Origin of the sequence: Aerosticca soli (genome assembly GCF_003967035.1) — a bacterium.
GTDB classification, from domain to species: domain Bacteria; phylum Pseudomonadota; class Gammaproteobacteria; order Xanthomonadales; family Rhodanobacteraceae; genus Aerosticca; species Aerosticca soli.
Map to the genome: position 1 here is coordinate 252,989 of NZ_AP018560.1, position 25,128 is coordinate 278,116.

Sequence of the window (25,128 nt, forward strand, 5' to 3'; positions counted from 1 at the left end):
GCTTCTCCGACTGACCCTGCGAGGAAAACTGCCGATGTCCGTGCTGCTGCTGGTGTCGATCCTGGTGCTGGTCGTGGCGCTGTGCGCCTATCACCGGTGGCCTCTTGCCGTGGGCGTCGCCGCTGTGATGCTCGCCACGCTGGCGGCGGGCGCGCTGGTCCACGCGCAAGCGCCGACCCTGATCCTGCTCGGCCTCGAGGCCTTGGCGGCCGTGCTGCTGCTGTGGCCGCTCGCGCGGCAGCGGCTCGTCAGTGCGCCGCTGCTCAAGCTCTTCGCGCGTGCGATGCCGCGGCTTTCGGCGACCGAGCAGACCGCGCTCGAGGCCGGCACGGTGGGCTTCGAGGGACAGCTCTTTTCCGGCCGGCCCGATTGGCGCGCGCTGCTCGGCCAGCCCGCGCCCGCGCTCAGCGCCGAGGAGCAGGCCTTCCTGGACGGGCCGGTGGAGCGGCTCGGCGCGATGATCGACGACTGGCAGATCACCCACGAGCTCGCCGACCTGCCGCCGGAGGTGTGGGCCTTCCTGAAGCGCGAGCGCTTCTTCGGCATGATCATTCCCAAGGCCTACGGCGGCCTCGGTTTCTCGGCGCTGGCCCATTCGGCGGTGCTGCAGAAGCTGGCCGGCATGTCCTGCACGCTGGCCTCCACCGTCGCTGTGCCCAACTCGCTGGGACCGGCCGAGCTGCTGCTGCATTACGGCACCGAGGCGCAGAAGAACCATTACCTGCCGCGCCTGGCCGTGGGCGAGGAGATCCCGTGTTTCGCGCTGACCGGCCCGCAGGCCGGCTCCGACGCCACCTCGATTCCCGATGTGGGCATCGTCTGCCGGCAGCGCGTCGATGGCGTGGACACCCTCGGCATGCGGCTCACCTTCGACAAGCGCTACATCACCCTGGCGCCGGTGGCCACGCTGATCGGCCTGGCCTTCAGGCTGTACGACCCGGACCACCTGCTCGGCGAGACGGAGGATCTCGGCATCACCCTTGCGCTGATCCCGCGCGACACGCCGGGGCTGGTCATCGGGCGGCGCCATTTTCCGCTCAACATCCCGTTCCAGAACGGTCCGCTGCACGGCAAGGACGTGTTCGTGCCGCTGTCCGCCCTGATCGGCGGCCCGGCCATGGCCGGTCACGGCTGGCGCATGCTGGTCGAGTGCCTGTCGGTGGGACGCGCCATTTCGCTGCCGTCCTCGGCCACCGGCTCGATGCGGCTGGCCTGCGCGGCCACCGGCGCCTACGCCCGCCTGCGCAAGCAGTTCGGGCTGTCCATCGCTCGCTTCGAAGGCGTGGAGGAAGCACTCGCCCGCATCGGTGGACTCACCTATGCCGGCATCGCGCTCGCCCGCGCCACCGCGGCGGCGGTGGACCGCGGCGAGAAGCCGGCGGTGTCCTCGGCGATCGCCAAATACCACGCCACCGAATGGGCGCGCGTGGTCGCCGGCTGCATGATGGACGTGCACGGCGGCAAGGCCGTGCAGCTCGGCCCGAAGAACTACGCCGGGCGCGGCTGGCAGAGCGTGCCGATCGCGATCACCGTGGAAGGGGCCAACATCATGACCCGCAGCCTGATGATCTTCGGCCAGGGGGCGATCCGCTGCCATCCTTACGTGCTCGACGAAATCGCCGCGCTCGACATCGCCGAGCCCGGTCGCCGCCTGCAAGCCTTCGACCGCGCACTGTTCGGCCATCTGGGTTTCGTCCTTTCCAACGCCGTGCGCAGCTTCGTCATGGGCCTGGCCGGTGGCCGTCTGGGCGCGGCGGCGGGCGATGCCTACACCCGCCGCTATTTCAGGAAACTCAACCGCTACAGCGCCGCGCTCGCGCTGACCGCCGATGTCTTCATGGCCGTGCTCGGCGGTCGGCTCAAGTTCAAGGAAAAACTCTCCGCCCGCCTGGGCGACGTGCTGAGCCATCTCTTCATCGCCAGCGCCATGCTCAAGCGCTACGAGGACGCCGGCCGGCCGGAGGCCGAGCGGCCCCTGCTGGCCTGGGCCTTCCACGAAAGCATGTGGCTGACCCAGAACGCGCTGGACGGGGCCATCCGCAACTTCCCGGTACGTCCGGTGGCCTGGCTGCTGCGCGTGCTGGTGTTTCCGCTCGGCCGTCGCGAGGTGCCGCCGTCGGACCGCCTGGGTCGGCGCGTGGCGGCGCTGCTCACCGCCCCCAACGAGGCGCGGGACCGGTTGCTCGACTGGCTGTACCTGACGCCCACGCCCAACAACACCGTGGGCCGCCTGAACGCACTGCTGCCCGACGTGATCGCCGCCGAGCCGGTCGAACGCAAGCTCGTCAAGGCCGTCAAGAGTGGCGTCATCGACACCCACGACGCCGACCGGCAACTGGCCGCGGCGCTCGACCGCGGCCTCATCGATCGCACCGAATACGACCTGCTGCAGCGCGTCCGCGAAACCGGCGGCGAGTTCATCGCAGTGGATGATTTCGACACCGAGGATTTGCGGGCAGGAAAACCGCGCGGCGAGGCGGCGTAGGGCGAAATGCCCCAGATAACGGCCGCGATCGCCGCAGCCGCCGATGCGTCCGATTCCGCGCTTCAATGAGGCTGGGGCGAAATGCCCCGGATAACGTGTGTGTCATCTGGACATGTCACGGTTTGGGAGGGGGCTTCAATGAGGCCGGGGCGAAATGCCCCGGATAACGAGCTGACGGTCCCCATGGACGTCTTCGCCCGATTAGCTTCAATGAGGCCGGGGCGAAATGCCCCGGATAACGGCGGTAAGGCTACGAACAAGAAGCAGGGGCAGGAAGAGCTTCAATGAGGCCGGGGCGAAATGCCCCGGATAACACCGCCTCGGTGCCGGTCGGCGTGTAGCGCGTCTTGGCTTCAATGAGGCCGGGGCGAAATGCCCCGGATAACTAGACGGCCGTTGATGTGGCGGGCGATTTTGCAGCGGCTTCAATGAGGCCGGGGCGAAATGCCCCGGATAACTGCGGCGGCCCGACCGAAGGAGTGACAACAATGTCTTTGCTTCAATGAGGCCGGGGCGAAATGCCCCGGATAACATCAGAGACCGTGGACATCGCCGACGAACTGACGGCGCTTCAATGAGGCCGGGGCGAAATGCCCCGGATAACGACGTCTCGCGCGTCGCAGGAGGTGACGGCCGCGCGGCTTCAATGAGGCCGGGGCGAAATGCCCCGGATAACGACGCCGCGCGCCAGCGGGGGCGCGGTGCTCCCCTGCTTCAATGAGGCCGGGGCGAAATGCCCCGGATAACCCGGCATAGGGGCAGCGGGCCATGCGTCAGAACCCATGCTTCAATGAGGCCGGGGCGAAATGCCCCGGATAACCTTGGAGCACATCATAGGGCCGATGGCCTAGAATGTGCTTCAATGAGGCCGGGGCGAAATGCCCCGGATAACCCGAAGGGCGGGCGCACACTCACAACTGGAGAACATGCTTCAATGAGGCCGGGGCGAAATGCCCCGGATAACTTGGCGGACATGGCGATGCTCCAAAGTTAGAACTCAGCTTCAATGAGGCCGGGGCGAAATGCCCCGGATAACCAGGCGTGCCAGCGGTTCGGCATCAGCGTGGGGGTGCTGTAGCTTCAATGAGGCCGGGGCGAAATGCCCCGGATAACCTGGAGTCGCATTCTAGGGCCATCGGCCTAGGGTGTGCTTCAATGAGGCCGGGGCGAAATGCCCCGGATAACCTGACCGGTCTGGTCCTCCATCTCGGTCAGCGCGTCGCTTCAATGAGGCCGGGGCGAAATGCCCCGGATAACCTCCGAAGCGGCGCGCGGAGATGCAGCGGCTACGCGCTTCAATGAGGCCGGGGCGAAATGCCCCGGATAACCGCCGCGCGCCACCTCGGCCTCAAGACGCGGCCGAGGCTTCAATGAGGCCGGGGCGAAATGCCCCGGATAACCCGGGCTCTGAATTTCTGGACTGAGGGCACGAACATGCTTCAATGAGGCCGGGGCGAAATGCCCCGGATAACGGTGACGGTCGCGCGCAAAGCGTGTGCCGACTACGTGCTTCAATGAGGCCGGGGCGAAATGCCCCGGATAACTGCGTGCCGGACGGGCAGGGCGCGCGCGTCGAAGTTGCTTCAATGAGGCCGGGGCGAAATGCCCCGGATAACGGCCGTATGCCATCGCCTCCTGGAACATCTCGGCAGCGCTTCAATGAGGCCGGGGCGAAATGCCCCGGATAACGAAAGCTAATCCATTCTAAAGATTCTAATGGATATGAAGCTTCAATGAGGCCGGGGCGAAATGCCCCGGATAACAGCGGCGGCCTACCACGACCGCCGGCGCGCCGAGCGGCTTCAATGAGGCCGGGGCGAAATGCCCCGGATAATTCGCACGGCCGCAAATGCTTGGTAGTTAGCGGGCCTGGCTTCAATGAGGCCGGGGCGAAATGCCCCGGATAATGTTGGTCGGCGGGAACGGGCGTGCCGCCCGTGATCGGCTTCAATGAGGCCGGGGCGAAATGCCCCGGATAATGCCGATGCCTGGCGTGTTGCTCCGAGATGACGTCACGGCTTCAATGAGGCCGGGGCGAAATGCCCCGGATAATGGCGAGTTTGGGCTGGAGACTGACACGGGCCGCGTAGCTTCAATGAGGCCGGGGCGAAATGCCCCGGATAATGAGACCGGGTGGATGGATCGGCCGCAATGGCCGCAGGCTTCAATGAGGCCGGGGCGAAATGCCCCGGATAATTTTGCATTTGATGGCGGTGTCGCGGCCCGATGGGTCGCTTCAATGAGGCCGGGGCGAAATGCCCCGGATAATAGCCACATGTGAGAGGCCTTACACCAGGCCGTATCCGCCGAGCCGTTGCGAGCGCTCCGCCAGATGGACGGACGGGTGGCCTTCTCCAATGGCCAAGGATTTCATCCAAGATCATTATAAGCTTGTTTTTCAATGAGCTACATCGTGCGAGCGGTCCCCGGCAATCTTCTCATCACCGCAGTGCTCGCGTTGCTGCGGCAAGATGGTGTCCTCAATACCCCATCATATGATCAATGGCACTTTGTCTATGGCTTGGAAATTTTTGCCCAAGCTCACCACGCGTGGATCGACTTTGTCCGCGGGCCCAAGATTCATCAGCAGGACATGATCCTGCCGGTGATTGATGGCGCCGGTGAGCAGTTCGATCAGCTCGGCATGGCGCCGCGGTGACAGACGGCATTGGAATACTGACAGCTGCAGCCATTCACCGTAGCCCTTCATGATCTTGAACACCGCGCGCCAGCGTTTTTCGTCGGCGATGTCGTAGGTGACGATGTACAGGTGCTCGTCCATCAGCGGGTGGTGAAGTTGGGGTATTCGGGAATTTCGCCCAGCAGGTGGCGGGCCAGCAGGCGGGCCTGCAGTTCCAGCAGGCGGCGGTAGCTGACACGATACCCGAACAGCGGGTGCGTCACTTCCTGTGACAGGCGCCGCTCGAAACTGGCAATGAAGCGCTTGCGCCCGTCGCCCGTGAGCGACACGGCACCCGCGACGGATAGAAAGTCACTTGGCCGGACCTCCGCATTGTTGATGGCCATGATCACGGCCGAGTCGGCGATCAGCGGCCGTAGCGGTTCCATGAGATCGAGCGCCAGCGCCGGACGGCCGTAGCGCGGCTGGTGATAGAAGCCGCGATAAACGTCGAAGCCGACCGCGGTGACGGCCACGCTCACGCTGCGCGCGAGCAGACTGTAAGCGTAGGAAAGTAGCGCGTTGACCGGATCGGCCGGCGGGCGGCGGTTGCGTTTTTCGAAATCGAATCTCGCGCTCATGCCGTCGGTGCTGCCCAGCATGTCGCGGAAGTGGCGAAAGTAGCGCGCGGCGGCGTTGCCCTCCACGCCGAGCAGGGTCTGCAGGCTGGTAGCGCGCTCGGCCTGTTCGATGTCGCGGCGGAATTCGTCGAGCAGATTCGCCGGCGGCTCGCCGCGCTTCCAGTTGCGCCGCAGCAGCGTGCGGGCGTTGCGAACCTTGGCGGCCACGAAGCCGCGCGCCAGACGCAGGCAGTGCCGTTCGTCGAAACTCGCCCGGTACTGGGCAGTGCGAATCTCGACGTTCTTGTGGCCAAGACCGATGGTATGCCCCAGAAACCAGCCGCCGTGCGACAGCCAGGTGACGGGAATCTCGCGCGCCATGAGTTCGTGCAGCGCCGGGCTGGTGAGGTAGACGCCGCCCTGCAGCACCACTTGCGAGGTCTCGCCCAGGCGCGCGGTGGCGACTTTCTGGTCCTCGACGAACACTTCGAGCGTCTCGCCGCTCTTGCTCACCTTGGCGCCGCGCGCCTGCACGTACAGCGGCAGCGCCTCCTCGCGCGGCACGGCGAGCGGCCGCGGCGGCTCGGTCATGCGCGCGAGGAAGTTCACCTCGTCCGGCAGGCAGATGCCGACCAGCGAGCAGCGCGGGCATTTGGGGCTGTCCACCAGCGGCGGCGGGACGTGCCCACCGGCGGCGATGTGGCGCAGGCCATCGACGGCGCTGCGCGTGAGCGCGCGCAGTTCGTCGTCGAATTCCACCCGCACGCGCTCCTTGCTCTCGGCGTAATAGAGCACGCCGGCCGGCACGGTAAAGCCGTGTTCTTCCAGGATCAGGCCCTGCACGCACAGCTGCACGCGCTCGGGATCGTAGGCGCCGCGCGCCACGTGCGGGCGCTTGCCGCGCTTGTAGTCCACCGGCGTGGCGAGGTCGCCGTCGGCCTCGACGATGTCCATGCGGGCGATCAGGCCCAGGCGATTGGACGACAGCGTGATGGAGCGCGCGTGCTGTCGGGCGTCGGGCTCGGTGTCGGCCGGGTCGGCAAGATCGCCGGACGGCACGTCCACGCGCCGATGCCGGTAGCGCCCGTCCACGGTGTCGGCCGAATCGGCCCATTCGCCTTGCACCCATTCCAGGTACGCCAGACGCGGGCAGTACTGGAATTCGTTGACCATGCGCGCCGGCAGCAGCGGCAGATCGCCGGAGAACTCCGGAAACGGCAGCGGCAGTTCGCCCTGCAGGTTTTGCGGGGCGGGCGGGGCGTCGGACGGATCGTCGGGGTTGGCCAAAGCGGTTCACCGTAGTGGGAATTGCCGCGTGCACGATGACCGCGATATCGTTATCGTCTTTTTTGGATATCCTAAAGCCATGCCAAAAACCCTCGTCAACCTGGACCCGGAAGACAAAGCCTGGCTCGACCAGGAAGCCCGCCGGCGCAAGCAGCCGATGACCGAGCTGGTGCGACAGGCGGTGCGCAGCTTTCGCCTGCGCGAGCAAAACCGCGGCCGGCCGGATCTGGCGGACGTGCTGCAACGCACCGCCGGACTGTGGCGTCAGGGCGATGGGCTCGCCTGGCAACGACGCCTGCGCGACGAATGGAACCGGACGGAGTGAAGTACCTGCTCGATTCGGTCATCGTCATCGACCACCTGAACGGCATTGCGCCGGCAACGCGCTTTTTGGCCGAACATGCCAGCGCCTGCGCGGTGTCGGTCATCACGCGCGCCGAGGTGCTGGCCGGCTTCGACGACGCGGACGTGCCGCTGGCCAGGGAACTGCTGGACCTGTTCCCGGCGCTGCCGATCACGGCCGACACCGCAGACCTCGCCGCGCGGCTGCGCCGACGCCTGCACCTGAAACTGCCCGACGCCCTGCAGGCCGCACTGGCCGCCGGCCACGAGCTCACGCTGGTGACGCGCAACACGCGCGACTTTCGCAGCGGGCCGGACTTCAAGGTGCAGGTGCCGTACACGGTATGAGGCTCAGTCAGGAACGGCCGCGAACACGCCCAGGCCAAAGTGGCAGCCATAACCCAGTGCGAGCGGGCCGCGCACCGGTTGAGCAAATCCCAGCTCCAGGACGAAACCCACGTCCTGTGGGGGTGGCGGACCGCCGGCACGAACCCGTTTGAAGTGCCGGGCGCGGCGAGCCTGCTCGTCCTGATGGGGATCGAGCACGCTGACCTCGATCGCTGGCGGCAGGCCGCGCGCGGCAAGCTCCGCGTTCACCTGCCCCGCCAGCGTGTTGCGTCCGCGGGGTTTCAGGTAGCGCGGCGGAACGAAGGGCGTGAACGAGCGCCAGCGCAGCGCTCCCGCGCCACCTGACAATGCCTCGATTGCCGCGTCAAACGGCGCCGGCAGCCGGGCGAAATCGTCGAGCTCACCCAGGCCCGCCAGCGTCAGCCGCAATTCGCCGGCGCCGCCTTTCATGAAGCTGCGGCGGGTTGCGCGCACGGCCGCCTGGGCTTCGGCATCGAGTCCCATCGGCGCCCAGATCAAGACGTGGTCGAGGTGCCCATCGGCGTCGAGATCGAGATGGATCAGGTGCGCATGCTGGTGCGGCATGGTGAGCGGCTGACGATGTTCGTCACAGCCGCTGAGCACCCTGGAATGACCGGACAGGCGCGCAGCCTGCGCTACCAGCAAGCGGTGCAGCCGCTCGCCTTGCGGCAACGCGCGCTCGATGCGCGGCAAGCTGCCGCGGCTGGTGCTGGACGTGGACAGGCCAAGCAGCATGCAGGACACCGCCGGCGCCTTGCGCGCCGAGGGGCGTGGTTTGGGCGCACCGGCTTCGAGGCAGGTGGTCGGCCGCCAATAAAACAGCTTGCAGGTGCCCGGCGGTTGACTCCAGCCCAGGCGCCGCAACCAAGCGGTATCCACCTGCAGGCAGGCGATGAGGTCCTTTGGCAGGCTCTGCTCCACTTCGGCGAGTGTTTTCTTCTCTTTGGCGGCCAGCTTGGGTTTGTGCGGATCGATGCCGGCGTCGGCACACGCCGTTGCCAGTGCCCCAATGCGCCACTGGGCATACTCGGCGGCCGGCTGCAGGCCCAGCAGGGGCACCTGTTCCCAGCCGCGGCCGGGGCAGTCGGCTGCTTCGCCGGCAAAGACCGGGAACGTCTGCGCATCGCCGGCGTCCGCGAGCTGCGCTTCTACCCAGCTTTCCGACCGGCCAAGGTAGCCGAGCGCGTGCGCCAGCTCCTGCAGCACCGCCGTCTCATCGGCTGTCAGCTCAACCGGCCAATGCACGGCCAGTTCGCCCGCATCCACCTGCGCCCAGGTGTCGAACACCAGCGTGGTGTCTTCGCGGCCGTTCTTGAAGCGCGCCAGCGGCATGTAATGCCGGCTGTGGGTGCCGACGGCGTTCGGCAAGCGATAGCGCGGCGGTACGGACGCCAATTTTTCGACGAGCGCGCGTGCCACCGGTGGCGGTCCGTCGGCCGGCCAGTGCAGCCTGGCATAGCCGGTGGCCAGCAGGGCGCGCAGCAGCCGCCAGGGTGACGGCGGCCATTCCACCAACCCTTCGTTGACGTGGTGCCCCCACGGCGTGGCGTGGTAACGCCGCCCGGGAAAGCGCAAGCACAGGGTGGGCACGGCTCAGTCCCCGTTGTCATCTGAACCGGCGTCGTCATCGGCGTCGGATGTGTCTTTACTTTTTTTCAGTTCATCGTCGTAGCGGACCTCGGTGACCGTCATGAGGTGCGCGCAGGCCTCGATGGCAGGCCGCAGCGCGTTGGCGAGCGTCGCGGCGTCCGGCAGCACAAAACCCGTCGGCCGGCGCGCCTCGACACGGTCGCTGGCCGGCTCCAGATCGCAGGCGGTCCGCAGGCGCAGTGAGCCGTCGAGCAGTGCCCGCAGCTTGTACAACGCCAGCAGGACGAGCAGCCGCTCGGCATCCGCCCCCAGGCCGTAGCCGCGGATCTGGCCGAGGTCCAGGTTCACGTACAGGGTGATGCGATCGGCGGTGAATTCGTCGCGTGCAAACGGCACGTTGCCAAAGCCGGCCTTGGTGTCGCCGCTCGGGTTGACGTGATCGTTCTTGACACCGCCGGAAGCGGCGACACGCACCCCGTCCGCCTCGATGAAGGCCGACAAGGCGCGCGCCACGCGCAGACGCCCGCCGGCGAGTTCTTTCTTGGCCAGAAAAACGCCATGCAGCAGGGAACCGACATCGAATTTCAGCAGCGTAGTCGCCAGCTTCTTGCGGTCGATGGGACCTGCCTCCAGCCCGCCGAGGTCGGCTTTCAGTGTTTCGAAAAAGCTCTTGTCCCTGCCTTCGAGTAGGTAAGGGCTGTTCAGGCGGTGCGCTTCCAAAACCGTGTCGGTCAGGAAGGCGTCGTGGCGAAGTACCCGCACGTGAGACAAACCGGACGCCGTTGGGGTGAGGTCGTTATTGGCGGCATCCCAAACGGTCAGCTCGAGCCGGTTGGCCATGCTTTGCGCGCTTTCCACCAGCAAACTTTGGCCACTGGCGGTTTGAAACGTGGCGGCGCCCAGGCCCGGAAAGCCGGTGGGCTGAAAACGCTGCCCCTGCAGCGGGCGCAAGGGCACCTCGAACAGAAGGCGTGGCACGTTGGCGATGGAGGCGAGATCGAGATTCATGCGGCGTGCTCCTGGTTGGCGAACGGTGACAGGCGTTGGGCAAACTGCGCCGCCGTGCGGCGGCTGATGGGGAAGGCAAGCGCCACCGCATAGCGGCGCGCCAATTCGGGCGCTGCGGCGGCGACACGCACGGCGCAGGGAATGTCGGCTGCGCGCAGCCGACGGATGGCAATCGTCACCGCGGATGCCGCATCACCGGCTTCCAGGCGGCGCACGATGGCCGGGTCCACGCCGGCATGGCGTCCATCCGGCAACGGCCACGGCAACAGGGCGAGCCGGATTGCCAACCAGGCATCATCCGGCCAGTCAGCCGGTACGGCGGGCGTCAACCTCGGCCGGTGCGCCGTCAGGTCGTTGCGGTCGAGCGCCATCAGGGCACGCGCCAGCCGCAGGCACCGATCGATGTCCAACTCGCCGGCGAGCAGGCGGGCGAGGTCGTGCCGGCTGGCCGACACGTCAAAACCGGGTTCCAGCGGCAACCGGCGCTCGCCGCGCTGCGCGGCTTCGACCAGGCGACGCGACAGCATGGCCAAGGCGTCCGCCTCACCACTGCGTCCCTGCATCACGCGATCGGCATCCGGCGCCAGACGTTGTGCGCCGCCGGTGCCGGCGGTCTTGAAGCGGCCTTTGCTCAGGGTGAGCCAGTGCCGCCGTACGCCGTCATGCGAGGGGCGGTCGGCATCACTACATTGCAGCGCAAACGCGGCTGCTAGGCGAAATTCCGCGCTGCCGTCGTCCGCAGCCTCGAGCCACTGCGCGCGCAGACGCGGAATCGGACCCGCCTTGATGCCGACACCGTGTATCTGGATCGCCTCGATGTCGGCCAGTCGCTCCAGCACCAGCTGCCAGCGCAGCGCTTCGTCGGGATGCTGGGTGAGGGCGAACAGCGCATCGGCGAGGCATCGCTCGGCCAGGGTGAAACGGGCAGGCGCCTTGTCCCCACGGGCTTCACGCCGCAGCCGCACCAGCCAGGCATCGAGATCGTCCAGGCAGGCCATAGCCGGAATGATCCGGTCCGGCACCACGAATCGACCCAACGGGACGGCGAGATTGGATTGCCCGTTGCGCTCGATATAGCCATAACGCTCGAAGGCCGTGATGCCGCGGGCAACGCCCAGACGGGCAACGGCGCGGGCAAGATCGAGGGGTTCGGACACCGCCTTTGCGCTCAGCTGCGCCCGTCCCTCGGCCAGGAGTCGCTGCAACTCGGCGCAGGTGATCGGCTGCGACCACAGGGGCATCCACTGCTCGCCGCGGGCGCCCTCGTCGCTTGCTGCGGCGCTGGCGTAGCCTGCGCCTTGGGCACCCACGGCAAACGGTGCCGCCGCCCGTGCGCCTCTGTGCGTGTTCATCCGCTGGGTGCTTGCGGCAGCAAACAAAATCGCCCCTTCGAGCATGAGCACGAAATCCCAGGGATTCAGTTGACTGGCGCCATCGACACCAACGGAAGCATTGGCTCCACCGGCTCCGCCCGGTGCGAATTGACCCACGGCGATGCCGGCGACTTGGCTGCGCGTGGGGTGTCCGAACAGCGCTTCGCGCAGTGCGGCATCGGCATGCGGGCGCGCCCTTCCTTGAGGGTCTGAGAGGTCAAAAAGCGCTCCCAGGCGCTGGTAATAATTGTTGGTGAAATCGAGCCGGCCATCGTTGCCGCCCGTACCCAGCAGCGCCGGAAAACGTGCGTCACCATCAGCATCGACAACCAGTGCGGCGTCCATCCATCGCCTATGGGATGCACGCCAATCACGCCTCAAGGCCGGAAACAGACCCCCCTTGAGAGCCTTGAAGTGTCTTTCCGCTTCGGCGAGTCGCTTTTTGTAGTCGTCGGATTGCCGCAACAGATCGCGTTGCGATTTTGTCAGCCCTGGATTTTTAGCCTCGGCTTTGATCGCGCGCACGCGTTGGTCAGCCTGCGCCATGGCGTCGAGCTTTTCCCGGGCGGCGCGAATACCTTGCCTGAGCGGCTCAAAACGCGCGGCAGTGCTTGCCTCCAATGGCGCCAGGCCAGGATCGCCCGCATAAAAGAATCCCGAGCCTTTGTTCCATGGCGACACGATTGCTGCCGGTGCGTACCGCTGAAGAAAGAACTCCACCAGCTCGCCCTCATCCTTTTCGCTCGCCAGCAAAAACCGCTCGCCCTCCCACCAGCCGCGCGCCTTGGGGTCGAGCTGTTCGGCCACCACGCGCAAAATGCCGAGCGCTTTCAGGTAATGCGCCAGCGGTGCCGGGGCGCAGCCGTCGAGGTGATGGACGATCATGCGAGGTCTCCGTGGGCTGCCGTAGTCACCGCGGGATCGGTGCCGATCGGTGTCGCGTCGCCATTGCCTGCGATGAACGGGTCGGGCACGGGGCTGCGCGAGGCGCGCCAATCGGCCGCGCGCAGCAGGGCTTCGAGGTAGGCGAGCGCGAAGGGGCCGTGGCGTTCGAGCAGGTCGAGCACGCGCTCGGTCCAGCCCCGGCCGGTGCGCGAATTCAGGCCGGCGGCGGCGGCGTCCAGGTGCAGCTCGCTCGGCGGCAGGACCAGGTATTCGCCCTGCGCGGTGGCGAGCGTGAGCGCCGGCAGGGTTTCGCCATCACGTATGCCGCGAATGCGCAGCCCGCCCTCGGCAGCCTGCTGGTCGGCCGGTGCGGCATGCCAGGCCATGCGCACCTTGCCGTGATGACTGCAAACCAGATACGCCAGCAGGTCGAAGGCGTGGGCGTCCAGGGCAAGGATTTCCTGCTCCAGCGCGTTCGGTGGATCACCCGCCGGCGGCGCCATGGCGAGCGGCCTGCCGGCGGCCGCCAGCAATTCCTTCCAAGGCCCGAGCAGCGCGGGGTGGTCCGGGCGATGCCGCATCAGCACGGCGAACAGCGCCAGCGTGCTGGCCAGTTCGTGGCGCAGACCGCGGCGGCGCGGATGGGGCGGGTCCGGGTACAGCTGGCGCGGCGGTAACCACGCCGATGACGGGGCCTTGGCGATGTCCGCCCGTGCGGGCCGCCCCGTGCCGACGATGGAATGCTGAAACGGCGCGAGCGCCTTGCCGGCGTCGTGCCAGCGGCCGGCAAGGTGCAGGAGCGCGGCGTAATCGAGCCCTGCCCGGCGCGCGGCCGCCTCGGCCTGCGCTGCCACCTGGGCACCGTGCACGGCGATGGTCTGCCAGACTGGCACGGCGCTCAGGCTTTCGTCGTCTTCGCTGGCGTCGGCCTGTTCTTGCGCGCTGGGCGGCGCGACCGGGACGGGTGGCACTGCGGCGTCACCGACACCGGTCCAGCCGCGCGCCGGATCGTAGCCACCGCTGGATGAGGCAACCAGCACCGTCTGGCCGGGGTAGAGATCCTTGCGCTCGGCCAGGCGCCAGCAGCCATCCAGGTAGCTCCACACCCAGGCGCGCTTGCCTTCCCGCAGGCGCGGCGCCTTGCGGTCCGCCGTCTCCTTGCCGCAAAGCCAGTCGCGGGCGGCGAGAAAGGGAACGCTGCACAAGGCTTCGCGGGCGGGTCGCACGGCGCGATCGGGCGTGGCGCGCGGCGCCACCTCGACCCAGAACACCTGCAGGTCACGTTCGTCACCCGAACGGATGAAGCGCGACACGTCCACATCGGCGCCGGTGAGGTCCGGCGTGGTGTCGAACAGCTCGTCGAGTTCGTGACGCAACAACACATGGCGCGGCACGTAGGGATAAAGCGTGGCCAGCAGTTCGGGATGGTTCTCCTCGAAGGCTTCGAGATCGCGTGGGGCAACGGCATCGAGCCGACCGAGCGCCGTTCGCGCCGCGGCAAGTTCCTCCAGCGTGTACGGCAGGGCGGCTTTCGGGTCGCGGGCCTCGACATCGACCACCACCACCTGCGCCCTGCCGCCCCAGCGCGCCGCACGGCCGAAACGCTGGACCAGCGAGGCCCATGGCGCGAGCTGCGTGAACAGCAGCGCGGCCGAGATATCCACCCCGGCCTCGATGACCTGAGTGGCGACGATGAGGCGATCCGTCCCCGGCGCGCAGGCGTGGCGATTGAGAAAATCTTCGCGCCAGGTGGCGCGCTCGGCGCCGCGGAAACGGCTGTGCACCAGCCGCAGGTCGGTGCCCGCCAACCGAGGGTCGCGCGCGAGGCGCTCGTGCAGCTGGACCGCCGCGGCCACGGTGTTGAGCACCACCAGCGTAGGCCCGGCGGCGCCTGCGCCATGCTCGACGTGCGCGCCGGCGACCTGATCGGCGAGTGCCGCCATATCGGTCATCGTCACCAGCCGGCAGGGCTTACCGACCTCATCCCACAGCGGCCCCAGGCGCTGCTCCGGCGGGATGCGCAACTGCCCGGTGTCCAGCGCGGGCCCGAGCTCGCTCATCTCCGGCGAGGTGCGCAGCCAGGCCGGCTGCAACGTGGCGCTCATCCACCAGGTACGGCACGGGCGCAGCGTCTTGCCGCTCTGTGTGTCCTGCTGCCGGAACGCCTGCAGTTGTCCTGACGTGGCCAGCCCCACGTCCATGAGCTGCACCTCGTCCATCACCCACAGGCAGTCCTGATTGAGTAGGCCGAATTCCATGGGCCAGCGCCCGCGCGGGGCACCATAGCCGCGGTTGAGTGCGCGCGACAGCAGCATGTCCTGCGTGCCGATGAGCACCGCGCAGTGTTCTGGATAAAGCGCCCAGTCGCCGGCCTCGCTGCCACCCATGAGCACATGCACGCCGACCTTGCCGGCGTGATCGCCGACGCCGTCCCAGCGCAAGGCGCAGCGCTCGAGGACGCCCTCGACCTCGGCGGCGACCTGCTCCACCAGCACCCGCATGGGCAGGCACCACACCAGGCGGCGCGGCCAGCGGGCGTCGTCACGCACGCCGCGGTGCCACAGCCAGGCGGTGAGCACCCCCAGGGTCTTGCCAAAGCCGGTCGGGATGCGGATCAGCCGGTCGACGCAATCACCCGCTTGCGCAAGCTCGGCCTGCCAGGGGTGTGGCATGAAGTTATTGGCTACGCTGGCGAATAGCTCAGCATAATCTTTGCTCATGGCCGATTCCTAATGAAGAAGATTGGCGCTCGTGACGGAATATCGTTCTTGCTCGTCTCAGATGACGAGACCAGAACGGGTCGACTCGACCATTGAACGAAACTGGTGCATGTCGTCGAAGTAACAGTTTCAGACCGCGCAGCCACCGTTACGCCACCGCTGTACCGGTGCGCGATGTGGGCCAGTGGCTTTTCCCCTTGTGGCATGGCGTCTCTCCCGCCTGGCGATGCGGCGGCCTGGGCCGCGGGCATCCTTGCGCCATGCTACTGCGATGCCTTGGAGGCGAGCGCGGCGGATCGAAACGATTCCATCCGTGCCGTCGGCGCATGCCGGGCACGGGTCGTCGGGCCGGAGCGGCAGCGACGTGGCAGCCTTCGTGGTAAGCCTTCAGGCGGCGCGTATGCGCTGCGGGCTTTTACACCACCACCGAAGCGGCGTGTTCGCGGGTGGCGGCGAAGCGGATCTGCGGCCAGCGTTCCTGGGTGAGCTGCAGGTTGACGCGCGAGGGGGCGAGATAGACCAGCGCGCCGGCGGCGTCGAGGGCGAGGTGCAGTGCGTTTTTGTCGCGGAACTCTTCGAGCTTCTTCGCATCCTCGCAGTGCACCCAGCGCGCGGTGACCACGCCCACCGGCTCGAACGCGGCATCGACGCCGTACTCGTCCTTGAGCCGGTAGGCGACCACGTCGAACTGCAGCACGCCGACTGCACCGAGAATGAGCTCGTTGCTGGTGAGCGGGCGGAAGAACTGCGTGGCGCCTTCCTCGGAAAGTTGCGCCAGGCCCTTCTGCAGCGCCTTCATCTTCAACGGATCGCGCAGGCGCGCGCGGCGGAACAGCTCCGGCGCGAAGTTGGGAATGCCGGTGAAGGTCAGCATCTCGCCTTCGGTGAAGGTGTCGCCGATGGCGATGGTGCCGTGGTTGTGCAGGCCGATCACGTCGCCGGGATAGGCGCGTTCCACGATCTCGCGGTCGCTGGCCATGAAGGTGAGCGCGTTGGCGATGCGCACTTCCTTGCCGGTGCGCGTCTGCACCATCTTCATGCCGGCGCTGTAGGTGCCCGAGCACACGCGCATGAAGGCGACGCGGTCGCGGTGCGCCGGGTCCATGTTGGCCTGGATCTTGAACACGAAGCCGGTGAGCTGGTCTTCCTCCGGGTGCACCTGGCGCGTGGTGGTGGCGCGCGGGCGCGGGCCGGGCGCGTGCTCGACGAAGAAGTCCAGCAGCAGCTGCACGCCGAAGTTGTTGACTGCCGAGCCGAAGAACACCGGGGTCAGCTTGCCGGCGAGGTATGGGTCGAGGTCGAACGGATGCGAGGCGCCTTGCACCAGCGCCAGTTCCTCGCGCAGTTCGGCCAGCGCCTCGCTGCCGATCGCCTCCGCCAGGCCCGGCGCGTCGAGCCCGTTGATGATGGTCGAGTCCTGGCGGGTGAAGTTGCGGCCGGGCTCGAACAGGTGCACTTCGTCCAGCAGCAGGTGATAGACGCCCTTCAAGCGCTTGCCCATGCCGATCGGCCAGGTCACCGGCGCGCAGGCGATGCCGAGCACCGATTCCACCTCGTCCAGCAATTCGATCGGCGACTTGCCCTCGCGGTCGAGCTTGTTGATGAAGCTCATGATCGGTGTGTCGCGCAGGCGGCACACTTCCATCAATTTGATGGTGCGTTCCTCCACGCCCTTGGCGCAGTCGATCACCATCAGCGCCGAATCCACCGCGGTGAGCACGCGGTAGGTGTCCTCGGAGAAGTCCGCGTGGCCGGGCGTGTCGAGCAGGTTGACGATCTTGCCGGCGTAGGGGAACTGCATCACCGAGCTGGTTACCGAGATGCCGCGTTCCTTTTCCAGCGCCATCCAGTCGGACGTCGCATGCCGCGCGGCCTTGCGGCCCTTCACCGAGCCGGCCATCTGGATCGCGCCGCCGAACAGCAGCAGCTTTTCGGTCAACGTGGTCTTGCCCGCGTCCGGGTGGCTGATGATGGCGAAGGTGCGGCGACGGCGGGTTTCGTCGAGATGGGTGGACATGGCGATCGGCAAGAAAAGCAACCGCCAATGATAGCTCGAAAGGCGCCAGGCCGGGCTTTTCCCCATCGGGCTCCGCTTGGGCCGCGGCGAGGCCTGGCTGGCGGGCCGGCAAGGTGCGGCGCGGCATGTCATCGCGCCGAAACACGGGTGAATGATTGGACGTCCGGACGTATAGACGTCTGTTGACTTTGCTGCCGGGCTGCCACTAGAGTCGCTGCCACTCATCGAGACCGGCGGAGGGATGGGCCCTTTGAAGCCGGGGCAACCTGCGGGGCGACCCGCAACGGTGCCAATTCCTGCGGGGCGCCCGGCGCCACCGAGAGATGGGGTGTCATCTGCACCGGCCGATGCCGCGTGCGGAGCGGCGACCTTCCTCCGGCGAGTCCTGCAGGGCGATGTCCTTGAGCCGGAGCCTTCCCATGACTGGTCAGCCGCAAGCCGTGCATACCCGCCTTCCCGTCCCATCCCGTATCGATGCCGCCAGCGGCGAGGCGCGCCGCGCCCAGCTCACCGTGCAGCGCAGCGCGCGCCGGGTCACGCTGCATCCCAAGTACGGCCGCGGGCCGGTCGCGGTGGACGTGCGCTACCTGTGGACCGGCGCGCCGGATGCGCCGACCGTGGTGGTGCAGGGCGGCATCTCGGCCGATCGCGACGTGGTGACCAGCCCCGCCGCCGCCACGCCCGGCTGGTGGCAGGGCCTGGTCGGTGAGGGGCGCGCGATCGACCTTCGCCAGTGGCGCGTGCTCGCCATCGACTGGCTGGAAAGCGCCGAGCTCGACGCACCCTCGGTGTCCAGCGAGGACCAGGCCGATGCCATCGCCGCGCTGCTCGGCGAGCTCGGCATCCATCGCGTGCAGGCTTTCGTCGGCGCCTCCTATGGCGCGATGGTGGCGCTGGCCTTCGCCGCGCGGCATCCGCAGGCGGTGGCGCGTCTGGTGCTGCTGGCCGGCGCGCATCGTCCGCATCCGCTGGCCACCGCGCAGCGCAGCGTGCAGCGCAACATCGTGCGGCTGGGGCAGGCGTCCGGACGGGTCGAGGAAGCGCTGGCACTGGCGCGGCAGCTGGCCATGACCACCTACCGCGGCAGCGAGGAGTTCGCCCGCCGGTTCGATGCCCCGCCCGTGCAGGTCGACGGCCGTTTCCGTTTTCCAGTGGAGGACTACCTGGAACAGGCCGGCCGGCGTTTCGTCCAGCGTTTCGATGCCGGGCGTTTTCTCGCCCTCTCCGAATCCATCGACCTGCATGAGGTCCGCCCCGAGGCGGTGACGGTGCCGGCCACGCTGATCGGCTTCGCCTCGGATCGGCTGGTGCCGCTGACCGACCTGTGCGAGCTGCAGCGCCGTCTGGGCGGCGGCGGCACGCTGGCGGTGCTGGATTCGCCTTACGGCCACGACGCCTTCCTCAAGGAAACCGAGCAACTCGCGCCCTTGCTGCGCGATGCGTTGTGCGCGTGACCTTGCCCATCGATGCCCTGCGGAAATTACCCATGAGCGACCAGGCCCCCTGTACCCGCGCGGTGCGCGCCGGTATCGACACCGATACCCAGCACGGCGCGGTGGTGCCGCCGCTGCACCTGTCGACCAACTACAGCTTCGCCGGCCTGGGCGGCAAGCGCGCCTATGATTATTCGCGCAGCGGCAACCCCACCCGCGACCTGCTCGCCGAGGCACTGGCCGAGCTGGAACAGGGCGCCGGCGCGGTGATCACCGCCAGCGGCATGGCCGCGGTCGCGCTGACGCTGGAGCTGCTGCCGGCCGGCGCCGTGGTGCTGGCCGCGCACGACTGCTACGGCGGGACCTGGCGGCTGTTCGACGCCTGGGCCAGGAAGGGGCGCCTTGCGGTGCATTTCGTCGATCTCACCGATCCGGCCGCGCTGGCCGCCGGGCTGGCGCTGCGGCCTGCGCTGGTGTGGGTAGAGACGCCGTCCAACCCGCTGCTGCGCATCACCGACATCCGTCACGTGGTGCAGGCCGCGCAGGCCGTCGGCGCCTGGGTGGCAGTGGACAACACCTTCCTCTCGCCGGCCTTGCAGCAGCCGCTCGCCCTGGGCGCGGACCTGGTGGTGCATTCGACCACCAAGTACATCAACGGTCACAGCGACGTGGTCGGCGGCGCGGTGGTGGCGCGCACGCCGGAACTGGCCGAGCGGCTCAAATGGTGGGCCAATTGCAACGGCCTGACCGGCGCGCCATTCGACAGCTACCTCACCCTGCGCGGCCTGCGCACGCTCGGCGTGCGGCTGCGCCAGCACCAGCACAATGCCGAAAGGATCGCCACGCTGCTCGATGCCCATCCGGCCGTGCGCCGGGTGTACTACCCGGGCCTGTCCAGTCACCCGCAACACGCGCTCGCCGCACGCCAGCAGCAGGGTTTCGGCGCCATGCTCAGTTTCGAGCTCGACGGTGGCGAGGCGGAAGTGGGCGCTTTCGTCGACGGACTGGGTTGCTTCACGCTGGCCGAATCGCTCGGCGGCGTGGAAAGCCTGGTCGCCCATCCGGCCAGCATGACCCATGCCGCGATGGCGCCGGAGGCACGCCGCGCCGCCGGCATCGGCGACACCCTGCTGCGGCTGTCGGTCGGCATCGAGGACGGCGACGACCTGGTGCGCGACATCGGCGCCGCGCTCGAACGCGTGCTCGCCGCGCAGACCGCCAAACGCCGGGCCCGCGCATGAGTGCGCTACCGACGGCGGGCGCGGCGGCCCAGGCCGGTGCCCCGGTCGCCCTGGTGCTGTTCGGTGCCGGCGTCGTCGGTGGCGCCTTTCTCGACCTGCTCGCCACGCCGGCGGCCGCGCCGGTGCGGCTCGTCGGCCTGGCCGATTCCCGCCGTCAGCTTACCGATCCGAGCCTGCTGGCCGCGCGCAACCGGCGCGACCAGCTGCGCCGCGCGGGCACGGCGCGCGACGATGCCGCCCTGCTCGGCGCACTGGCCGCCAGCGGCGCCAGACACCGGGTGCTGGTGGATGCGACCGCCTCGCCCGCGCTCGCCGCCCGCCATGCCGACTGGATGGCGCAGGGTTATGCCGTGGTCACCGCCAACAAGTCGCTGGCCGGCGGCGCGCTGCCCGGCTGGCGCACGCTGGAACGGGCGCTGGCCGCCGGCGCCTACTACGGCGATGCCGCGACCGTCGGCGCCGGTCTGCCGGTGCTGTCGACCCTGCGGCGGTTGCGCCGCTGCGGCGATGCGCTGCTCACCCTCGAAGGCGTGTTTTCCGGCTCGCTGTCCTACCTCTTCAACCAGTACGACGGCAGCCAGCCGTTTTCCGCGCTGCTGCTGCGTGCACGCGAACTCGGCTACACCGAGCCCGACCCGCGCGAGGATCTCTCCGGCGGCGACGTGGCGCGCAAGCTGCTCATCCTGGCCCGTTCGGCGGGTTTCGCCCTGGGCACCGACGAGGTGCGGGTGGAAAGCCTGGTGCCCGAGGCTTTGCGCGGGGTGGACCTGGAAACCTTCCTGGCCCGGCTCGGCGAACTGGACGCGCCGCTCGCCGAGCGCCACGCGCAGGCCGCCGCCCGCGGCCACGTGCTGCGCTTCTTGGCGCGGCTCAACCAGCGCGGTCAGGCCCACGTCGGCCTGGTCGAGGTGTCGGCCACGCATCCGGCCGCGCGCCTGTTCGGCACCGACAATCAATTCGCGCTCACCACCACCCGTTACCACACCCAGCCGCTGGTCATCCAGGGCCCGGGTGCCGGGCCGGAAGTGACCGCCCAGGCGTTGCTGGGCGACGTGCTCGCCCTGCTGGACGGCAGCGCCCGCGTCGCGGGCTGACCGGTCGTTTGGGCGCGTCCGCTCTGCGCGTGCGGCGCCGCTCAGTGATGCCGGGTCGGATCGGCCTGCGCCGCCTCCACCGAAGGCGTGCGCCAGCCGGCATGCACGCCCCAGAAGTAGAACGCCAGGCCGATCACGGCGACCACGGCCAGGTCCGTCCCGTAAGGCAGGTAGCCGCGGCCACCGAAGCTGCCCGCCCAGGACACGGCCGCCAGCGTGGGCAGGTAGCAGACCAGCCACCAGGCGCCCTTCATCTGCCGGCCGAAGTCGTGCCAGCGCGCCTTGGCCTGGTAGTAGAAATACACCGGCAGCGCCACCGCCATCAGCAGGATGATCTCGCCGGTCAGCGGCCACTTGGCCCAGTACAGGAGCTCGGTGGCCATGACGAAGGCGATCGCCGCGATCACCGGCAGCCCGGCGATGCGCAGCGGGCGATACAGGTCCGGCGCCGTGCGGCGCAGGCTCATCGCGCTGACCGGCCCGGTGAGGTAGGAGATGATCGTCGCCACCGAGATCACCGCCGCCAGCGTGCCCCAGCCGCGGAAGAAGAACAGGAAAAGGTACGAGACGATCAGGTTGAACCACATCGCCGGGCGCGGCACGCCCCATTTCGGATGCACATGGCCGAGCACCTTGGGCAGGGTGCCGTTGCGCTCCATGCCGTAGAGCATCCGCGCGGTGGTCGCGGTATAGGTGATGCCGGTGCCACTCGGGCTGATGAAGGCGTCCACGTACAGGAGCATCGCCAGCCAGTGCAGGTTGAGCAGCAGGGCGAGTTCGGCGAACGGTGAGCGGAAGTCGATGCCCTGCCAGCCGCCCTTGGCCAGCAACGCCGGCGGCACGGTGCCGAGATAGGCCACCTGCAGCAGCACGTAGATGAGGGTGGCGAGCACGATCGAGCCGATCACCGCGAACGGGATGCTCTTGCCCGGCTGGCGCGCCTCGCCGGCCAGGTTCACCGGGCTCTGGAAGCCGTTGAAACTGAACACGATGCCGGCGGTGGCCACCGCGGTCAGCACCGCGGCGAAATCGATCGCGTGCGCATCACCATGCACGCCGACCTTGAAGTTCTCGGCGTGGAAGCCGCTGGCGATGAGCGCGATCGCGGTGGCGGCGGGCACCACCAGCTTGAACAGCGTGATCGCGGTGTTGGAGTGCGCGAACAGCTTCACGCTCCAGAAGTTGAGCAGGAAATACATGAGCACCAGCGCCGCGGCGATGACCAGACCCGTGGCGGTCAGCTCGCCGTGGCCGTCGGGCATGTGCACGTAGAGATCCTGCGCCCATCGCCACGGCCAGGAGGCCATGTACTGCACCGAGGCCTCGGCCTCCACCGGGATCACCGAGACGATCGCGATCCAGTTCGCCCAGGCGCCGACGAAGCCCACCAGCGAGCCGTGCGAATAGTGGCTGTAGCGCACCATGCCGCCCGACTCGGGAAACATCGCGCCGAGCTCGGCATAGGTGAGCGCGATGGTCATGATGATCGCCGCGCCCAGCACCCAGGCCCACACCGCGCCCGGACCGGCCAGCCCCGCCGCACGCCAGGCGCCGAACAGCCAGCCCGAGCCGATGATCGACCCCAGGCCGGTCAGCATCAGGGCAAACGGGCCGACGGCGCGGCGGATGGGGGTATGAGTCATGCGAAACTCCCTGTCAAAGTGGCTTGGCAGGCCGCGAGGCGGGCGATGCGCGTCCCCGGCGAGCGGCGGATGATGACAGACCCTCGTGCGCGCTGTCAGCCCGGCGGCGTCGGCACCGGCCGCATGTTCGGCGCGAAGGCGTCACGGCTTGGGGCTGCAGCCCGGTGCTAGCATCGGCGCAGACACCAAGGACAAGGAAGGGTTTCCATGAAGATGCGGACGATGTGCATGATCGGGCTTTGCTCGGCGGCGCTGCAGGCCGCGGTGGTGGAGAGTCGCGTCACGGACGACCTGCGCCAGCGCGCGCAGGCCGGGGATGCGGCGGCCGAGGTGGCGCTGGGTCAACGCCTGATGGACGAAAAGCAGCCTGCGGCGACCGAAGAAGCCAAACGTTGGTTCCGCAAGGCGGCCGAGCAGGGCAACGCGCAGGGTGCCTGGATGCTCGGTTCGGCCGAGGTAGCCTCCGCGCCCTCGCCGAGCGCCGAGGGCATCGCCTGGATGCAAAAGAGCATCGCGATCGATCATGACGCCGATCACATGGCCACGCTGGCGTTCGTCGAGTTTCTCGCCGGGCAGCAGACCGAGGCGCTGGCATGGGCGCGCCGGGCCGCCGATGCCGGCTCGGTCAAGGCCATGCAAATGCTCGCGATGGCCTACAGCGGTGCGTTTGGGTATCCCAAGGACGTGGCCGCAGCGCGGCACTGGATGACCTTGGCGGCAGCCAAGGGCGATGCCGCCTCCGAACTGATGCTCGGCCAGTTTTATCTAAGCGGACGGCTTGGCACGACCGACGTATCGGCGGGGCTGGAATGGATGCAGCGGGCAGCGGCGAAAGGCAGTGCACAGGCCGCCGGCACACTCGCCACGCTGTACCTGACTGGCGAGATGCACGTGCCGCGGGATCCTGCCCGCGCCTTGCCACTGGCCCGCCAGGCCGCCGCGGCGAACGACATGCTGGGGCATTACGCACTCGGCATCGCTTACCAGGAAGGCGCCGCGATGGCCGTCGATTCGAGGCAGGCCTGGTATCAACTGGCACTGGCCAGCCGCATGGACGAGAAGCACACGCTGCACGACGTCGCCGATCGCATGTCTCAGGCGGCCACGCAGCTTTCAGCAAGCGATCTCGACGAGCTCGCAGCCAAGGTCGACGCGGTGCTGAAGGCGGCGCCGCCCTCGGCGCCGGCCTCCTGAAGGCATCGTGCCGCCCCGGTGACGCAGCGACCGCTACCCGGCAAGCGTTTTTGGTTCTGCGCGGTCAAGCCTGGACGGTCACGCGGTAACCCGGCGGCCACTGGGCAACGGTCTCCTCCGGTCGGTGGGCAGCCTGGCTTGTCGGCTTTGCGGAAGGCGAGCTTGCCCGGTGCTGGCGGCACCCATTCCCGCTAGACAGAGGGCGTCTCGCGCATCGACGTGTCCTTTGGAGGGCGCATGGGCATTTGCTCCGCCGGGACGTCCGGCAAGCAGGCGAATGCGGCACGCACGAGCAGGTCATGGAGCTCGGTCTGTTGCCGCCACGCGGCGAGATCGAGCTGCGCCAGCGGCGCATGCAGCCAGCGGAGCCCGTCGCGGCAGGTGGGCGGCAGGGTGTTGATCAGTCGGCACCAGTAGCGGATGGTGTCCCGGGCCGAGTCACCGACCGGATCCAGGTCGACCAGATGCAGGGTTGTCCGGGTCCGTAGCAGGTACCGGGGCCGGTAGGCGATGGCATGACCTGCCGGGTCGCAGTAGGGCAATTCCGGGAAGGGGTGGCCGACGTGCAGGCGGCACAGGGCCTGGATCTCGGACTCGTGCTCGGCCCAGCGCAAGAATTCCCGCTCCCGCGCGGCGATCCGGTGTTCGAGCGGCAGGCATGGATAGATGCACTTGTCCACCGTCCATTTTTCCTCGTGCGGATGTGCGGGATACCGCTTCAACGAGGAAAGCGGGCGCAGGGGCACGGCGGGGAAGCGGATGCCCGAACAGACGAAGCTGCCGGCCAGGCGACGGATCACCCGTGGCCTGGACAAGAGTTGCAGCACCGATTCGACCGGCATGCGGCGGATCTCGGGCAGATTGGCCCGCACATGCAGGTCCAGTGCGGCCAGCAGGGCGGACGTGTCGCCATGGACCCATGGCAGGTTCACGAACCAGGGCGCCTGCCCGCCCATCGGGGCGGCCACCTCCATCGCCATCGCACGCAGCAGGGCCCGATAGGTTTGCATGGACGCGCTGGCATGGGTGCCGAACCCCGGCGGGAAGGCCGGCAGCATCGGCACGCGGATGTCATGGGGCGGGAAATCCATCCGCAATGGGATGTCATCGCGGCCCGCCTGCGCGGGAGCCTCCCTAGGCTCGGTGGAACTGTCGAACTGCTCGCCCATCTTGCCCGCATCCCTGGGAATCTGCCTCAAGTCTATGA

16 protein-coding genes, 1 CRISPR repeat array and 1 riboswitch are annotated in these 25,128 nt (G+C 68.2%); of the genes, 7 read left to right on the forward strand and 9 right to left on the reverse strand.

Annotated elements, in window-relative coordinates; translation table 11 throughout:
* Positions 1–34: 34 nt before the first annotated feature.
* Positions 35–2,485 (forward strand): acyl-CoA dehydrogenase, encoded by a 2,451-nt coding sequence (locus ALSL_RS01135; protein WP_425478998.1) that lies wholly within the window; start codon positions 35–37, stop codon positions 2,483–2,485.
* Between the two features lie 59 nt (positions 2,486–2,544).
* Positions 2,545–4,754: direct repeats of the CRISPR family, unit length 36 nt; unit sequence GCTTCAATGAGGCCGGGGCGAAATGCCCCGGATAAC.
* 222 nt (positions 4,755–4,976) lie between these two features.
* On the opposite strand, the gene cas2 is transcribed toward ALSL_RS01135, so the two are convergent.
* Positions 4,977–5,267, reverse strand: coding sequence for a CRISPR-associated endonuclease Cas2 (cas2, locus tag ALSL_RS01140; protein WP_126535862.1), 291 nt, complete (start codon positions 5,265–5,267; stop codon positions 4,977–4,979).
* Positions 5,267–7,012, reverse strand: a complete 1,746-nt coding sequence (cas4g/cas1g, locus tag ALSL_RS01145) for a CRISPR-associated endonuclease Cas4g/Cas1g (RefSeq protein WP_231700256.1) — start codon at positions 7,010–7,012, stop codon at positions 5,267–5,269. The genes cas2 and cas4g/cas1g overlap by 1 nt, the downstream gene beginning before the upstream one ends.
* A gap of 28 nt (positions 7,013–7,040) precedes the next feature.
* On the opposite strand from cas4g/cas1g, the gene ALSL_RS01150 reads away from it, so the two are divergent.
* Positions 7,041–7,337: a ribbon-helix-helix protein, CopG family gene (locus tag ALSL_RS01150; RefSeq protein ID WP_161970911.1), complete on the forward strand. Its 297-nt coding sequence runs from the start codon at positions 7,041–7,043 to the stop codon at positions 7,335–7,337.
* Entirely contained in the window at positions 7,334–7,702 is a 369-nt protein-coding gene (locus ALSL_RS01155) for a PIN domain-containing protein (RefSeq protein ID WP_198410664.1), read from the forward strand. The genes ALSL_RS01150 and ALSL_RS01155 overlap by 4 nt, the downstream gene beginning before the upstream one ends.
* A 3-nt stretch (positions 7,703–7,705) precedes the next feature.
* On the opposite strand, the gene csb2 is transcribed toward ALSL_RS01155, so the two are convergent.
* The 5 genes from csb2 to ALSL_RS01180 all read right to left on the reverse strand — a co-directional run bounded on the left by csb2 (position 7,706) and on the right by ALSL_RS01180 (position 17,316).
* Positions 7,706–9,313, reverse strand: coding sequence for a type I-G CRISPR-associated protein Csb2 (gene csb2 / locus ALSL_RS01160; RefSeq protein WP_126535866.1), 1,608 nt, complete (start codon positions 9,311–9,313; stop codon positions 7,706–7,708).
* A gap of 3 nt (positions 9,314–9,316) precedes the next feature.
* A complete protein-coding gene (gene cas7g, locus ALSL_RS01165) occupies positions 9,317–10,321 on the reverse strand; it encodes a type I-G CRISPR-associated RAMP protein Csb1/Cas7g (protein ID WP_126535867.1) in 1,005 nt (334 codons plus the stop codon).
* Positions 10,318–12,579 (reverse strand): type I-G CRISPR-associated protein Cas8g1/Csx17, encoded by a 2,262-nt coding sequence (cas8g1, locus tag ALSL_RS01170; RefSeq protein ID WP_126535868.1) that lies wholly within the window; start codon positions 12,577–12,579, stop codon positions 10,318–10,320. Before cas8g1 ends, cas7g begins: the two co-directional genes overlap by 4 nt.
* Positions 12,576–15,299: a type I-G CRISPR-associated helicase/endonuclease Cas3g gene (gene cas3g / locus ALSL_RS01175; protein ID WP_126535869.1), complete on the reverse strand. Its 2,724-nt coding sequence runs from the start codon at positions 15,297–15,299 to the stop codon at positions 12,576–12,578. The genes cas8g1 and cas3g overlap by 4 nt, the downstream gene beginning before the upstream one ends.
* Before the next feature lie 415 nt (positions 15,300–15,714).
* A complete protein-coding gene (locus tag ALSL_RS01180; protein ID WP_126535871.1) occupies positions 15,715–17,316 on the reverse strand; it encodes a peptide chain release factor 3 in 1,602 nt (533 codons plus the stop codon).
* Between the two features lie 218 nt (positions 17,317–17,534).
* Positions 17,535–17,646: riboswitch (SAM riboswitch) on the forward strand.
* 89 nt (positions 17,647–17,735) lie between these two features.
* Here ALSL_RS01180 and metX point away from each other — a divergent pair.
* From metX to ALSL_RS01195, 3 genes are read left to right on the forward strand one after another with little or no spacing between them, the layout of a single operon-like run.
* Complete coding sequence (gene metX / locus ALSL_RS01185) at positions 17,736–18,770, forward strand: homoserine O-succinyltransferase MetX (protein WP_126535873.1); 1,035 nt, start codon at positions 17,736–17,738, stop codon at positions 18,768–18,770.
* Positions 18,771–18,802: 32 nt separating this feature from the next.
* Positions 18,803–19,990, forward strand: a complete 1,188-nt coding sequence (metB, locus tag ALSL_RS01190) for a cystathionine gamma-synthase (RefSeq protein ID WP_126535875.1) — start codon at positions 18,803–18,805, stop codon at positions 19,988–19,990.
* On the forward strand, positions 19,987–21,084 hold the full coding sequence (locus tag ALSL_RS01195; RefSeq protein ID WP_126535877.1) for a homoserine dehydrogenase family protein: 1,098 nt from the start codon (positions 19,987–19,989) through the stop codon (positions 21,082–21,084). Before metB ends, ALSL_RS01195 begins: the two co-directional genes overlap by 4 nt.
* A gap of 41 nt (positions 21,085–21,125) precedes the next feature.
* Here the strand turns inward: ALSL_RS01195 and ALSL_RS01200 are convergent, their stop codons facing one another.
* Entirely contained in the window at positions 21,126–22,727 is a 1,602-nt protein-coding gene (locus ALSL_RS01200) for an APC family permease (RefSeq protein ID WP_126535879.1), read from the reverse strand.
* A gap of 207 nt (positions 22,728–22,934) precedes the next feature.
* Between ALSL_RS01200 and ALSL_RS01205 the strand changes: the two genes are divergently transcribed.
* Complete coding sequence (locus ALSL_RS01205) at positions 22,935–23,921, forward strand: tetratricopeptide repeat protein (RefSeq protein WP_126535881.1); 987 nt, start codon at positions 22,935–22,937, stop codon at positions 23,919–23,921.
* Positions 23,922–24,112: 191 nt separating this feature from the next.
* Here ALSL_RS01205 and ALSL_RS01210 read toward each other — a convergent pair whose 3' ends face one another.
* Complete coding sequence (locus ALSL_RS01210) at positions 24,113–25,090, reverse strand: hypothetical protein (RefSeq protein ID WP_126535883.1); 978 nt, start codon at positions 25,088–25,090, stop codon at positions 24,113–24,115.
* Between the last annotated feature and the right edge of the window lie 38 nt (positions 25,091–25,128).

Excerpts from the sequence above, each read along its gene's own strand:
- metB (WP_126535875.1), top strand. The coding sequence starts at position 18,803 with ATGAGCGACCAGGCCCCCTGTACCCGCGCGGTGCGCGCCGGTATCGAC.
- cas2 (WP_126535862.1), bottom strand. The coding sequence starts at position 5,267 with ATGGACGAGCACCTGTACATCGTCACCTACGACATCGCCGACGAAAAA.
- ALSL_RS01200 (WP_126535879.1), bottom strand. The coding sequence starts at position 22,727 with ATGACTCATACCCCCATCCGCCGCGCCGTCGGCCCGTTTGCCCTGATG.
- ALSL_RS01195 (WP_126535877.1), top strand. The coding sequence starts at position 19,987 with ATGAGTGCGCTACCGACGGCGGGCGCGGCGGCCCAGGCCGGTGCCCCG.
- ALSL_RS01135 (WP_425478998.1), top strand. The coding sequence starts at position 35 with ATGTCCGTGCTGCTGCTGGTGTCGATCCTGGTGCTGGTCGTGGCGCTG.
- cas3g (WP_126535869.1), bottom strand. The coding sequence starts at position 15,299 with ATGAGCAAAGATTATGCTGAGCTATTCGCCAGCGTAGCCAATAACTTC.
- ALSL_RS01180 (WP_126535871.1), bottom strand. The coding sequence starts at position 17,316 with ATGTCCACCCATCTCGACGAAACCCGCCGTCGCCGCACCTTCGCCATC.
- cas8g1 (WP_126535868.1), bottom strand. The coding sequence starts at position 12,579 with ATGATCGTCCATCACCTCGACGGCTGCGCCCCGGCACCGCTGGCGCAT.
- metX (WP_126535873.1), top strand. The coding sequence starts at position 17,736 with ATGACTGGTCAGCCGCAAGCCGTGCATACCCGCCTTCCCGTCCCATCC.
- ALSL_RS01205 (WP_126535881.1), top strand. The coding sequence starts at position 22,935 with ATGAAGATGCGGACGATGTGCATGATCGGGCTTTGCTCGGCGGCGCTG.
- ALSL_RS01210 (WP_126535883.1), bottom strand. The coding sequence starts at position 25,090 with ATGGGCGAGCAGTTCGACAGTTCCACCGAGCCTAGGGAGGCTCCCGCG.
- cas7g (WP_126535867.1), bottom strand. The coding sequence starts at position 10,321 with ATGAATCTCGATCTCGCCTCCATCGCCAACGTGCCACGCCTTCTGTTC.